Origin of the sequence: Streptomyces sp. NPDC091412 (genome assembly GCF_044756885.1) — a bacterium.
Classification (GTDB): domain Bacteria; phylum Actinomycetota; class Actinomycetes; order Streptomycetales; family Streptomycetaceae; genus Streptomyces.
This window is the reverse complement of the sequence record NZ_JBIVTV010000013.1, coordinates 208,715-219,261: the sequence shown is the minus strand read 5'-3', so window position 1 is coordinate 219,261 and position 10,547 is coordinate 208,715. Positions and strand designations below refer to the sequence as shown.

20 protein-coding genes and 1 pseudogene are annotated in these 10,547 nt (G+C 66.0%); all 21 read right to left on the bottom strand.

Going from position 1 to position 10,547, the window contains the following annotated elements:
• Positions 1–120 (bottom strand): annotated as a pseudogene (locus tag ACIQMV_RS27725) (DNA-directed RNA polymerase subunit alpha); the annotation flags it as partial.
• Positions 121–267: 147 nt separating this feature from the next.
• Entirely contained in the window at positions 268–672 is a 405-nt protein-coding gene (gene rpsK / locus ACIQMV_RS27720) for a 30S ribosomal protein S11 (protein WP_003956432.1), read from the bottom strand.
• Between the two features lie 69 nt (positions 673–741).
• Entirely contained in the window at positions 742–1,122 is a 381-nt protein-coding gene (rpsM, locus tag ACIQMV_RS27715; protein WP_141359361.1) for a 30S ribosomal protein S13, read from the bottom strand.
• 197 nt (positions 1,123–1,319) lie between these two features.
• Positions 1,320–1,433, bottom strand: coding sequence for a 50S ribosomal protein L36 (rpmJ, locus tag ACIQMV_RS27710; protein ID WP_003974245.1), 114 nt, complete (start codon positions 1,431–1,433; stop codon positions 1,320–1,322).
• Positions 1,434–1,499: 66 nt separating this feature from the next.
• Positions 1,500–1,721, bottom strand: a complete 222-nt coding sequence (gene infA / locus ACIQMV_RS27705) for a translation initiation factor IF-1 (protein ID WP_004927214.1) — start codon at positions 1,719–1,721, stop codon at positions 1,500–1,502.
• Between the two features lie 193 nt (positions 1,722–1,914).
• Complete coding sequence (map, locus tag ACIQMV_RS27700; RefSeq protein WP_141359364.1) at positions 1,915–2,751, bottom strand: type I methionyl aminopeptidase; 837 nt, start codon at positions 2,749–2,751, stop codon at positions 1,915–1,917.
• 226 nt (positions 2,752–2,977) lie between these two features.
• Positions 2,978–3,628: an adenylate kinase gene (locus tag ACIQMV_RS27695; RefSeq protein ID WP_401775608.1), complete on the bottom strand. Its 651-nt coding sequence runs from the start codon at positions 3,626–3,628 to the stop codon at positions 2,978–2,980.
• Entirely contained in the window at positions 3,628–4,941 is a 1,314-nt protein-coding gene (gene secY, locus ACIQMV_RS27690) for a preprotein translocase subunit SecY (RefSeq protein ID WP_141366356.1), read from the bottom strand. The genes ACIQMV_RS27695 and secY overlap by 1 nt, the downstream gene beginning before the upstream one ends.
• A gap of 168 nt (positions 4,942–5,109) precedes the next feature.
• Positions 5,110–5,565: a 50S ribosomal protein L15 gene (gene rplO, locus ACIQMV_RS27685; protein ID WP_141359368.1), complete on the bottom strand. Its 456-nt coding sequence runs from the start codon at positions 5,563–5,565 to the stop codon at positions 5,110–5,112.
• A gap of 2 nt (positions 5,566–5,567) precedes the next feature.
• Positions 5,568–5,750, bottom strand: coding sequence for a 50S ribosomal protein L30 (rpmD, locus tag ACIQMV_RS27680; RefSeq protein WP_141359369.1), 183 nt, complete (start codon positions 5,748–5,750; stop codon positions 5,568–5,570).
• On the bottom strand, positions 5,750–6,355 hold the full coding sequence (rpsE, locus tag ACIQMV_RS27675; RefSeq protein ID WP_141359370.1) for a 30S ribosomal protein S5: 606 nt from the start codon (positions 6,353–6,355) through the stop codon (positions 5,750–5,752). The genes rpmD and rpsE overlap by 1 nt, the downstream gene beginning before the upstream one ends.
• 40 nt (positions 6,356–6,395) lie before the next feature.
• Complete coding sequence (gene rplR, locus ACIQMV_RS27670; protein ID WP_059127182.1) at positions 6,396–6,779, bottom strand: 50S ribosomal protein L18; 384 nt, start codon at positions 6,777–6,779, stop codon at positions 6,396–6,398.
• A 3-nt stretch (positions 6,780–6,782) separates the two neighbouring features.
• The gene (gene rplF / locus ACIQMV_RS27665) at positions 6,783–7,322 is read right to left on the bottom strand and encodes a 50S ribosomal protein L6 (protein WP_141359371.1); all 540 of its coding nucleotides are present in this window, start codon (positions 7,320–7,322) and stop codon (positions 6,783–6,785) included.
• A gap of 24 nt (positions 7,323–7,346) precedes the next feature.
• Complete coding sequence (rpsH, locus tag ACIQMV_RS27660; RefSeq protein ID WP_014674378.1) at positions 7,347–7,745, bottom strand: 30S ribosomal protein S8; 399 nt, start codon at positions 7,743–7,745, stop codon at positions 7,347–7,349.
• Between the two features lie 212 nt (positions 7,746–7,957).
• The gene (locus ACIQMV_RS27655) at positions 7,958–8,143 is read right to left on the bottom strand and encodes a type Z 30S ribosomal protein S14 (protein ID WP_003948630.1); all 186 of its coding nucleotides are present in this window, start codon (positions 8,141–8,143) and stop codon (positions 7,958–7,960) included.
• Positions 8,144–8,148: 5 nt separating this feature from the next.
• Complete coding sequence (rplE, locus tag ACIQMV_RS27650) at positions 8,149–8,706, bottom strand: 50S ribosomal protein L5 (protein WP_116148543.1); 558 nt, start codon at positions 8,704–8,706, stop codon at positions 8,149–8,151.
• A complete protein-coding gene (gene rplX / locus ACIQMV_RS27645) occupies positions 8,706–9,029 on the bottom strand; it encodes a 50S ribosomal protein L24 (RefSeq protein WP_069779212.1) in 324 nt (107 codons plus the stop codon). The genes rplE and rplX overlap by 1 nt, the downstream gene beginning before the upstream one ends.
• Positions 9,030–9,031: 2 nt before the next feature.
• Positions 9,032–9,400 (bottom strand): 50S ribosomal protein L14, encoded by a 369-nt coding sequence (rplN, locus tag ACIQMV_RS27640; protein ID WP_003998823.1) that lies wholly within the window; start codon positions 9,398–9,400, stop codon positions 9,032–9,034.
• A gap of 214 nt (positions 9,401–9,614) precedes the next feature.
• Positions 9,615–9,899 carry a 30S ribosomal protein S17 gene (gene rpsQ / locus ACIQMV_RS27635; RefSeq protein ID WP_141359372.1) on the bottom strand — a complete coding sequence of 95 codons (285 nt, stop codon included), beginning with the start codon at positions 9,897–9,899 and terminating at the stop codon, positions 9,615–9,617.
• The gene (rpmC, locus tag ACIQMV_RS27630; protein ID WP_402596111.1) at positions 9,899–10,123 is read right to left on the bottom strand and encodes a 50S ribosomal protein L29; all 225 of its coding nucleotides are present in this window, start codon (positions 10,121–10,123) and stop codon (positions 9,899–9,901) included. The genes rpsQ and rpmC overlap by 1 nt, the downstream gene beginning before the upstream one ends.
• Complete coding sequence (gene rplP, locus ACIQMV_RS27625; RefSeq protein ID WP_009190136.1) at positions 10,123–10,542, bottom strand: 50S ribosomal protein L16; 420 nt, start codon at positions 10,540–10,542, stop codon at positions 10,123–10,125. The genes rpmC and rplP overlap by 1 nt, the downstream gene beginning before the upstream one ends.
• Between the last annotated feature and the right edge of the window lie 5 nt (positions 10,543–10,547).

Sequence of the window (10,547 nt, the reverse complement as noted above, 5' to 3'; positions counted from 1 at the left end):
GCGGCGGAGAGAGTTGCCGAGGGTGTAGCCGAAGCCCGGCTCCAGCGGCTCGATCACGAACCGGGAGCGGAACTCGTCGACGACCTCTTCGGTCAACGAGGGTCGCTGAGCGATCAGCATGTGTGGATCAGATCCTTCAGTCGTGGGCGCCCGCTATATGACGCCCGACAGGGCCGCACCAGAAAAATGGTGCGGGTACTGCAAGGGTACGGGCGGCACGGCCCAAAAGGGCCGTACCGCCCGGAAACCGGCGTGAAGCAGCCGTGCTCAGACGCGGCGGCGCTTCGGCGGGCGGCAGCCGTTGTGCGGGGTCGGGGTGACGTCCTGGATGGAGCCGACCTCGAGACCGGTGGCCTGCAGGGAGCGGATCGCGGTCTCACGGCCGGAGCCCGGACCCTTGACGAACACGTCGACCTTGCGCATGCCGTGCTCCTGGGCGCGGCGGGCAGCCGACTCGGCGGCCATCTGCGCGGCGAACGGCGTGGACTTCCGGGAGCCCTTGAAGCCGACGTGGCCGGCGGAGGCCCAGGAGATCACGTTGCCGGACGGGTCGGTGATCGAAACGATGGTGTTGTTGAACGTGCTCTTGATGTGCGCGTGGCCGTGAGCGACGTTCTTCTTTTCCTTGCGGCGCACCTTCTTGGCAGCGCCCTGACGTCCCTTGGGGGGCATGTCGAAAACTCCTACGGGAGGTGGTCGGTCCTACAGCGAAGACCGCTGGACGGCGAGTGTCGCTGCGGACTACTTCTTGCCCGGCTTCTTCTTGCCGGCGATGGCGCGACGCGGGCCCTTGCGGGTGCGGGCGTTGGTGCTGGTGCGCTGACCGCGGACGGGCAGACCGCGGCGGTGACGCAGACCCTGGTAGCAGCCGATCTCGACCTTGCGGCGGATGTCGGCCTGGATCTCGCGACGGAGGTCACCCTCGGTCTTGATGTTGTTGTCGACGTACTCGCGGATCGCGACGAGCTGCTCCTCGGAGAGGTCGCGAACGCGGGTGTTCGGGTCGACGTCGGTGGCGGCCAGCGTCTGCTGGGAGAGAGTCCGGCCGATGCCGAACACGTAGGTGAGGGCGACCTCCACGCGCTTTTCGCGCGGGATGTCAACACCGGAAACGCGTGCCATTCAATGGCTCCAGTTGATCTTCGGAGGTCTTCCGCAGGACCGATTCCCGGCCGCCGTACCAGGTACGAACCGGGTCCCCGGCCTCCGAACCGGGGGTGTCGAGCCGCGCTGCGACTCGGGTCCTGCGTATGAACATATTCAGCTCGCGTCGCGCGAATCTCTGCGATAGGAGTGCAGAGGGTGCGGTCGGTTGTGCGTCAGCCCTGGCGCTGCTTGTGGCGCGGGTTGTCGCAGATGACCATGACCCGGCCGTGACGGCGGATCACCCTGCACTTGTCGCAGATCTTCTTGACGCTCGGCTTGACCTTCATGGGATGTGAGGTTCTCCGGGTCAGTTGCCGGCGGCCCCCCGATGGAACGTGGGGCCTGGGCAAGATCTACTTGTACCGGTAGACGATCCGGCCACGCGTGAGGTCGTACGGAGAAAGCTCCACCACGACCCGGTCGTCAGGGAGGATGCGGATGTAGTGCATGCGCATCTTGCCGCTGATGTGTGCCAGGACCTGGTGGCCGTTCTGGAGCTCGACCCTGAACATGGCGTTCGGCAGAGACTCGACGACAGTGCCCTCGATCTCGATGGCACCTTGCTTCTTGGCCACGCTTCGCCCTTCGAATCGACTACCTTGATCGACTCCATGTCCCGCATGCGGACATGCGAATACATGAGAGCCGACGAGACAGTCTACGTCAGCCCTCTGCGAAAGACGAATCGAGAAAGTCTGCCCCAGCTTCGAGATCATCATGCGGCCGGGTCCGACCCGGACCGGCGGCCGTAAGGCGGGCGGGGCCTTTTCAGGCCAGCGGGTCCGGCGCGGCCGTGATGCCGTACTCGGCCAGCTTCGCCTTGCCGCCGTCCGGGGCCGTCAGGACCAGGGGACCCTGTTCGGTCAGGGCCACCGAGTGCTCCCAGTGGGAGGACCAGGTGCCGTCCGTGGTGATGACCGTCCAGTCGTCCTCGAGGACGTGGGTCTTCGGGGTGCCCAGGGAGACCATCGGCTCGATGGCCAGGCAGAAGCCGGGGACCAGCTTCGGGCCCTTGCCGCGCCGCCGGTCGACGTAGTTGAGCAGGTGCGGGTCCATGTGCATCTCGGTGCCGATGCCGTGGCCGCCGTAGTCCTCGATGATCCCGTAGCGACCGCCGCCCGGCTTCGGCTGGCGGCGGATGTACGTCTCGACGGCCCGGGAGATGTCGACCAGCCGGTTGCCCTGCTTCATGGCGGCGATGCCGGCCCACATCGACTCCTCGGTCACCCGGGAGAGCTCGACCAGCTCCGGGGAGTGACCGGAGCCGACGAACGCGGTGAAGGCCGCGTCGCCGTGCCAGCCGTCGATGATCGCGCCGCAGTCGATGGAGATGACGTCCCCGTCCTTGAGGACGACGTCGTCGGAGGGGATGCCGTGGACGACGACCTCGTTCACGGAGGTGCAGATCGTCGCGGGGAAGCCGCCGTAGCCGAGGAAGTTGGGCTTGGCGTTGTGCTCGGCGAGCACCTTGCGGGCCACCTGGTCCAGGTCCTTGGTGGTCGCCCCGGGCACGGCCGCCTCCCGGGTGGCCGCGTGGATGGCGGCGACGACCAGTCCCGCCGCACGCATCTTGGCGATCTGCTCGGGGGACTTGATCTGCACCATGGGGACTACGGCCTTTCTGGGACCGGAAGGAAGAGGAACGCCTTCGACAAGGACGGACGCGTTCAACAATACGGGGAAGCGGAACCGGGCCCGTCCAGCATGCGGGAACAAGGCCGTGCAGGCCGGTGCGGGCGTCCGAGGACGCGACCGCACCGGGGACGACCGCACCGGCGCCGTGCACACGTCGGCCGCGGCCCCCAGGGGGAACCGCGGCCGAGCAGCGCGGCTAGTCGCGCTTCAGCGCCTCCAGCGCGCGCTGCGTGATCTCGTCCACCGGACCGAGCGAGGAGATCGTCACGACCAGACCCTGCGCCCGGTAGTAGTCGATGATCGGCTCGGTCTGCGTGTGGTAGACCTCCAGCCGCTTGCGCACGGTCTCCTCGGAGTCGTCGTCCCGCTGGTACAGCTCACCGCCGCAGACGTCGCAGACGCCTTCCTTCTTCGGCGGGCTGTACGTCTCGTGGAAGACGTGCGCCGAGTCGTTGCGGCAGGTGCGGCGACCCGCGATGCGCTTGACGACCTCGCCCTCGGGGACCTCGAGGTCGAGGACCGCGTCCAGCTTCATGCCCTCGCCCTGGAGCAGCTTGTCCAGCGCCTCGGCCTGCGACACATTGCGCGGGAAACCGTCCAGCAGGAAGCCGCCCTCGGCGTCGGGCTGCTCCATGCGGTCCTTGGCCATCGCGATGGTGACCTCGTCGGGCACCAGGTTTCCGGCGTCCATGTAGGACTTCGCGAGCTTGCCGAGCTCCGTCTGCCGACTGATGTTGGCGCGGAACAGGTCACCGGTGGAGATGTGCGGAATGCTCAGCTTCCCGGCCAGGCGCGTGGCCTGTGTTCCTTTGCCGGCACCCGGCGGTCCGACGAGGACGATTCGCATCAGCGGAGGAACCCTTCATAATTGCGCTGCTGGAGCTGGCTCTCGATCTGCTTCACCGTCTCGAGTCCGACACCCACGATGATGAGGATGCTGGTCCCGCCGAAGGGGAAGTTCTGGTTCGCCCCGAAGCCGACCAACGCCATTGTCGGTACGAGAGCGATCAGGCCCAGATACAGCGAACCCGGCCAGGTGATCCGGTTGAGCACGTACGAAAGGTACTCAGCGGTCGGTCGGCCAGCCCGGATGCCCGGGATGAAGCCACCATACTTCTTCATGTTGTCGGCGACTTCTTCGGGGTTGAAGGAGATCGCCACATAGAAGAAGGCGAAGAACACGATGAGCAGGAAGTACATCGTGATGTAGATCGGGTGGTCGCCCTTGGTCAGGTTCTGCTGAACCCAGGTCTTCCATCCGGAGTTGCCCCCGGAGAACTGGGCGATGAGCGCCGGAATGTAGAGCAGCGACGACGCGAAGATGACGGGGATCACGCCCGCCTGGTTGACCTTCAACGGGATGTACGTCGACGTACCACCGTAGGAACGGCGGCCGATCATGCGCTTGGCGTACTGCACCGGAATTCGGCGCTGTGCCTGTTCGACGAAGACGACCAGGCCGACCATGACCAGGCCGACGAGGATGACGGTGCCGAATTCGATCCAGCCCTCGGCGAGCTTGCCCTGCTTCTTGATGGCCCACAGAGCGGACGGGAAAGTGGCGGCGATCGAGATGAACATCAGGATCGACATGCCGTTGCCGATACCGCGGTCGGTGATGAGCTCACCGAGCCACATGACCGTGGCCGTGCCGGCGGTCATGACGATCACCATGACGATCGTGTTGAAGATCGCCTGGTTCGGGACGATGTTCCCGGCCGCCGAGCACCCGGAGAACAGGGCGCCGCTGCGGGCGGTGGCCACCAGGCCGGTGCCCTGGAGGATGGCCAGCGCGACCGTCAGGTAACGGGTGTACTGGGTGATCTTCGCGGTGCCGGACTGGCCCTCCTTCTTGAGGGCCTCCAACCGCGGGATCACCACGGTCAGCAGCTGAAGGATGATGCTCGCCGTGATGTACGGCATGATGCCCAGCGCGAAGATCGTGATCTGCAGCAGCGCACCGCCGCTGAACATGTTCACGAGGCCGAAGAGACCCTGGTTGCCCGAGGCCTCGCTGACACACTGCTGAACGGCCTTGTAGTTGACACCCGGGATCGGAATGTGGGTACCGACGCGGTACACCACGATGATGCCGAGCGTGAAGAGCAGCTTCTTGCGCAGGTCGGGCGTCCTGAACGCCCGGGCGAAGCCGGTGAGCACGGTGCCTCCTGCGACCCCGCGCAAGTGCGTCAGGGTGACGGTGGTGAGGTTCGACGATAAATAACGGTGCAGGCCACCTTACCGGCGATACTGCCTCCCGTGGAACGACCAACCGGGGATACCTCATTGTGAGGTACCCCCGGTCGGGACCGCTTTACGTCATCGGGCTCAGACGAGCTCGGTGACAGAACCGCCGGCGGCGGTGATCTTCTCCTTGGCGGAGCCGGAGACGGCGTCCACCGTCACCTGCAGCGCCACGGAGACCTCGCCCTGGCCGAGGACCTTGACGAGGCTGTTCTTGCGAACGGCACCCTTGGCCACCAGGTCCTCGACCGTGACCTCGCCACCCTCGGGGTAGAGCGCGGCCAGCTTGTCGAGGTTCACGACCTGGAACTCGGTCTTGAACGGGTTCTTGAAGCCCTTCAGCTTCGGGAGGCGCATGTGGAGCGGCATCTGGCCGCCCTCGAAGCTCTCCGGAACCTGGTAGCGGGCCTTGGTGCCCTTGGTACCACGACCGGCCGTCTTACCCTTCGACGCCTCACCACGACCGACACGGGTCTTGGCGGTCTTGGCGCCCGGGGCGGGACGGAGGTTGTGGATCTTCAGCGGGTTCTGCTCCGCCATGATCAGTCGACCTCCTCGACCGTCACGAGGTGGCGGACGGTGTGCACCATGCCGCGGAACTCGGGGCGGTCCTCCTTGACGACCACGTCACCCAGGCGCTTCAGGCCCAGGGTACGCAGGGTGTCACGGTGGTTCTGCTTGCTGCCGATGTAGGACTTCGTCTGCGTGATCTTGAGCTGCGCCATCACGCACCCGCCCCTGCACGCGCACGCAGCAGAGCCGCGGGAGCGACGTCCTCGAGCGGCAGACCACGGCGGGCCGCGACCTCCTCGGGGCGCTGCAGGCCCTTCAGGGCCTGCACGGTCGCGTGCACGATGTTGATCTGGTTGTCGGAGCCGAGCGACTTCGACAGGATGTCGTGGATACCGGCGCACTCGAGCACGGCGCGCACCGGGCCACCGGCGATAACGCCGGTACCGGGGGACGCGGGCTTGAGCAGCACGACGCCGGCAGCCTTCTCACCCTGGATCGGGTGCGGGATGGTGCCCTGGATCCGGGGGACCTTGAAGAAGTGCTTCTTGGCCTCCTCAACGCCCTTGGCGATGGCGGCCGGCACCTCCTTGGCCTTGCCGTATCCGACACCCACGGTGCCGTCACCGTCGCCCACCACGACCAGCGCGGTGAAGCTGAAGCGACGACCACCCTTCACAACCTTGGCGACGCGGTTGATCGCGACAACGCGCTCAACGTACGCGGTCTTCTCGGCGGCAGCTGCGCCGCCGTCACGGCCCTTCCGGTCCCGCCGCTCGCCGCCACCGGCACCGCCACCGCGGCGCTGGGGTCCAGCCATTGGAATTACCTCTCTCTGTTTCCGCTAGCTCGGAACCGGCTCAGAACTTCAGGCCGGCTTCGCGGGCGGCGTCCGCCAGGGCGGCGATGCGCCCGGCGTACTGGTTGCCACCACGGTCGAACACGACAGCCTCGACACCGGCGGCCTTGGCACGCTCGGCGACCAGGGCGCCGACCTGCTTGGCCTGCGCCGACTTGTCGCCCTCGCCACCGCGGACCGACGTGTCCAGCGTGGACGCCGACGCCAGGGTGTGGCCCTTGAGGTCGTCGATCACCTGCGCCACGATGTGGCGGTTCGAGCGGGTCACGACCAGACGGGGACGCTCCGCCGTACCGGAGATCCGCTTGCGGATCCGGATGTGACGGCGCTTGATCGCGGCGCGCTTGTAGGCGTCGCCCTTGAGGATCTTCTGCCCGTATGCCATGGCTTACTTACCCGCCTTTCCGACCTTGCGGCGGATGACTTCGCCCTCGTACTTGACGCCCTTGGCCTTGTACGGGTCGGGCTTGCGCAGCTTGCGGATGTTGGCCGCAACCTCGCCGACCTTCTGCTTGTCGATGCCCTCGACCTGGAAGCGGGTCGGGGTCTCCACCTTGAAGGTGATGCCCTCGGGCGCCTCGATGGTGATCGGGTGGCTGTAGCCGAGCGCGAACTCCAGGTTCGAACCCTTGGCCGTCACGCGGTAACCGACACCGCTGATCTCGAGCTTCTTCACGTAACCCTGGGTCACGCCGGTGATCATGTTCGCCACCAGCGTGCGGGACAGGCCGTGCAGGGCCTTGTTCTGACGCTCGTCGTTGGGGCGGGTCACCTGCAGGGTGCCGTCCTCGCCCTTGGCGATCTCGATCGGCGCCACGACGGTGTGGGTCAGCGTGCCCTTGGGGCCCTTGACCGCGACCGTACGGCCGTCGATGGTGACGTCCACGCCGGCGGGAACCGCGATGGGGAGCTTGCCGATGCGCGACATAGCTGTTTCCTCCGTTCCCTTCCGCTACCAGACGTAGGCGAGGACTTCCCCACCCACGCCCTTCTTGCCGGCCTGCTTGTCGGTGAGGAGCCCGTGGGACGTGGAGATGATCGCCACGCCGAGGCCGCCGAGCACCTTCGGCAGGTTGGTGGACTTCGCGTACACCCGGAGACCGGGCTTGGAGATCCGCTTGATGCCCGCGATGGAGCGCTCACGGTTGGGGCCGAACTTCAGCTCCAGGACGAGGTTCTTGCCGACCTCGGCGTCCTCGACCTTCCAGCCCGTGATGAAGCCCTCCTGCTGGAGGATCTCCGCGATGTGCGACTTGATCTTCGAGTGCGGCATCGACACGCTGTCGTGGTATGCCGAGTTCGCGTTCCGCAGACGCGTAAGCATGTCTGCGATCGGATCAGTCATGGTCATGAATTGGCCTTCGGCCTCTCTCGCCGGGGTTTCCTGGTGCGCCATCCCTCTCCCCGATCCGAGACGGGACGGGTGCGGCGCGGTGGACCTACGGCGTAGTAAGTCGTAAGGGCACGGCAGGCGCCCAACCCCACAAGCCTACGGCATGTGAGGTGGGCCTCCTGCCGACCCCAGTTGCTTACCGAGAGTCCTGGTTCAACCCAAGTGGGTTGTTACCAGGAGCTCTTGGTCACGCCCGGCAGCTCGCCACGGTGAGCCATCTCACGAAGGCACACACGGCACAGGCCGAACTTGCGGTACACGGAGTGCGGACGGCCGCAGCGCTGGCAGCGGGTGTAGCCACGCACACCGAACTTGGGCTTGCGAGCAGCCTTGGCAATCAGAGCCTTCTTCGCCATCTCGCTCACGCCTCCTTGAACGGGAAGCCGAGGTGACGAAGGAGCGCACGGCCCTCAGCGTCGTTGGTCGCCGTGGTGACCACGGTGATGTCCATGCCCCGGGTACGGTCGATCTTGTCCTGGTCGATCTCGTGGAACATGACCTGCTCCGTGAGACCGAAGGTGTAGTTGCCACGGCCGTCGAACTGCTTGGGAGACAGGCCACGGAAGTCGCGGATGCGCGGCAGCGCGAGCGACAGGGTGCGGTCCAGGAACTCCCACATGCGGTCGCCACGGAGCGTGACGTGAGCACCGATCGGCTGGCCCTCACGCAGCTTGAACTGCGCGATGGACTTGCGGGCCTTGGTGACCTGCGGCTTCTGGCCGGTGATCGTGGTGAGGTCGCGGATGGCGCCCTCGATCAGCTTCGAGTCACGGGCGGCGTCGCCGACACCCATGTTGACCACGATCTTGACGAGACCGGGAATCTGCATGACGTTCTCGTACTTGAACTCGTCACGCATCTTGCCCGCGATCTCCTCGCGGTACTTCTGCTTCAGACGCGGAGTGGTGGTGGTAGCCATCAGATGTCCTCACCCGTCCGCTTGGCAACGCGGATCTTGTTGCCTTCGTCGTCGAAGCGGTAACCGACACGCGTGACGACCTTCTGGCCGTCCTTCTCCACGACGAGCTGAACGTTGCTCACGTGGATCGGGGCCTCGGTGGTCACGATGCCGCCGGCCTGCGAACCGCGAGCGGTCGGGCCGGCCTTGGTGTGCTTCTTGACCCGGTTGACACCCTCGACCAGGACCCGGTCCTCGCGGGGGTAGGCCGCGATGACCTTGCCCTGCTTGCCCTTGTCCTTACCGGTGATGACCTGGACCAGGTCGCCCTTCTTGATCTTCATGCTTACAGCACCTCCGGCGCGAGCGAGATGATCTTCATGAACTTCTTCTCGCGCAGCTCACGGCCGACCGGGCCGAAGATACGGGTGCCACGAGGGTCGCCGTCGTTCTTCAGAATGACGGCGGCGTTCTCGTCGAAGCGGATGTACGAGCCGTCCGGACGACGGCGCTCCTTGACGGTGCGAACGATGACCGCCTTGACGACGTCACCCTTCTTCACGTTGCCACCGGGGATCGCGTCCTTGACGGTGGCGACGATGACGTCACCGATGCCCGCGTAGCGGCGACCGGAGCCACCGAGCACACGGATGCAAAGGATCTCCTTCGCACCAGTGTTGTCGGCGACACGCAGTCGCGACTCCTGCTGGATCACGTCTATCTCCTGATTGTCTGCCGGTTCCCGGCGAGGTCCGTAAGTGACTTGCGGACCTCGCCGAGCCTGGCGGAACCGTCCTGCGGGTAGCTCCCGCAGGAAATTACTTGTACCTCTGGAGGCGGAAACCCGCGCCGGGGACTTCGCCGGTTCCGGGCCGGTGCCCGGGGGCGGAGCCCCCAGCGGGGGTCAGCGGGGGCGGTGCCCCCGCTTCTTACTTCGCCTTCTCGAGGATCTCGACGACGCGCCAGCGCTTCGTCGCGGACAGCGGCCGGGTCTCCATCAGGAGGACGCGGTCGCCGATACCCGCGGCGTTCTGCTCGTCGTGCGCCTTGAGCTTCTCGGTACGGCGGATGACCTTGCCGTACAGCGCGTGCTTGACACGGTCCTCGACGGCGACGACGACGGTCTTGTCCATCTTGTCGCTGACGACGAGACCCTCACGGGTCTTGCGGAAGCCGCGCGCCTCTGCGTTCTCAGTCACGTTCTTCTCGCTCATCAGGCGTTCTCCACCGTTTCGATGCCCAGCTCACGCTCGCGCATCAGGGTGTAGATCCGCGCGATGTCCTTGCGGACCGCCTTGAGACGGCCGTGGTTCTCGAGCTGCCCGGTCGCCGCCTGGAAACGGAGGTTGAACAGCTCTTCCTTGGCCTCGCGGAGCTTGCCCAGAAGCTCCTCGTTGCCCAGCTCGCGCAGCTCGGACGTCTTGGTACCGACCGACATCACGCTTCACCTGCCTCGCGCTTGACGATCCGGCACTTCATCGGCAGCTTGTGGGCCGCACGGGTCAGCGCCTCACGGGCGATCTTCTCGTTCGGGTAGGACAGCTCGAACATCACCCGGCCGGGCTTGACGTTCGCGATCCACCACTCCGGCGAACCCTTACCGGAACCCATGCGGGTCTCGGCGGGCTTCTTGGTCAGCGGACGGTCCGGGTAGATGTTGATCCAGACCTTGCCGCCACGCTTGATGTGGCGGGTCATCGCGATACGAGCCGCCTCGATCTGGCGGTTCGTCACGTAGGCCGGGGTCAGCGCCTGGATGCCGTACTCGCCGAACGCAACCTGCGTTCCACCCTTGGACATACCGTTGCGCTTCGGGTGGTGCTGCTTGCGGTGCTTGACCCTACGGGGGATCAGCATTTCGG

Excerpts from the sequence above, each read along its gene's own strand:
- rplO (WP_141359368.1), bottom strand. The coding sequence starts at position 5,565 with ATGGCGGAGCAGAACCCGCTGAAGATCCACAACCTCCGTCCCGCCCCG.
- rplF (WP_141359371.1), bottom strand. The coding sequence starts at position 7,322 with ATGTCGCGCATCGGCAAGCTCCCCATCGCGGTTCCCGCCGGCGTGGAC.
- rpsM (WP_141359361.1), bottom strand. The coding sequence starts at position 1,122 with ATGGCACGCGTTTCCGGTGTTGACATCCCGCGCGAAAAGCGCGTGGAG.
- rpsE (WP_141359370.1), bottom strand. The coding sequence starts at position 6,355 with ATGGCTGGACCCCAGCGCCGCGGTGGCGGTGCCGGTGGCGGCGAGCGG.
- rplR (WP_059127182.1), bottom strand. The coding sequence starts at position 6,779 with ATGGCATACGGGCAGAAGATCCTCAAGGGCGACGCCTACAAGCGCGCC.
- rpmJ (WP_003974245.1), bottom strand. The coding sequence starts at position 1,433 with ATGAAGGTCAAGCCGAGCGTCAAGAAGATCTGCGACAAGTGCAGGGTG.
- rplE (WP_116148543.1), bottom strand. The coding sequence starts at position 8,706 with ATGGCTACCACCACCACTCCGCGTCTGAAGCAGAAGTACCGCGAGGAG.
- ACIQMV_RS27695 (WP_401775608.1), bottom strand. The coding sequence starts at position 3,628 with ATGCGAATCGTCCTCGTCGGACCGCCGGGTGCCGGCAAAGGAACACAG.
- map (WP_141359364.1), bottom strand. The coding sequence starts at position 2,751 with ATGGTGCAGATCAAGTCCCCCGAGCAGATCGCCAAGATGCGTGCGGCG.
- rpmD (WP_141359369.1), bottom strand. The coding sequence starts at position 5,750 with ATGGCGCAGCTCAAGATCACGCAGACGAAGTCCTACATCGGCAGCAAG.
- rpmC (WP_402596111.1), bottom strand. The coding sequence starts at position 10,123 with ATGTCGGTCGGTACCAAGACGTCCGAGCTGCGCGAGCTGGGCAACGAG.
- rpsH (WP_014674378.1), bottom strand. The coding sequence starts at position 7,745 with ATGACCATGACTGATCCGATCGCAGACATGCTTACGCGTCTGCGGAAC.
- rplX (WP_069779212.1), bottom strand. The coding sequence starts at position 9,029 with ATGAAGATCAAGAAGGGCGACCTGGTCCAGGTCATCACCGGTAAGGAC.
- rplP (WP_009190136.1), bottom strand. The coding sequence starts at position 10,542 with ATGCTGATCCCCCGTAGGGTCAAGCACCGCAAGCAGCACCACCCGAAG.
- rpsK (WP_003956432.1), bottom strand. The coding sequence starts at position 672 with ATGCCCCCCAAGGGACGTCAGGGCGCTGCCAAGAAGGTGCGCCGCAAG.
- ACIQMV_RS27655 (WP_003948630.1), bottom strand. The coding sequence starts at position 8,143 with ATGGCGAAGAAGGCTCTGATTGCCAAGGCTGCTCGCAAGCCCAAGTTC.
- rpsQ (WP_141359372.1), bottom strand. The coding sequence starts at position 9,899 with ATGAGCGAGAAGAACGTGACTGAGAACGCAGAGGCGCGCGGCTTCCGC.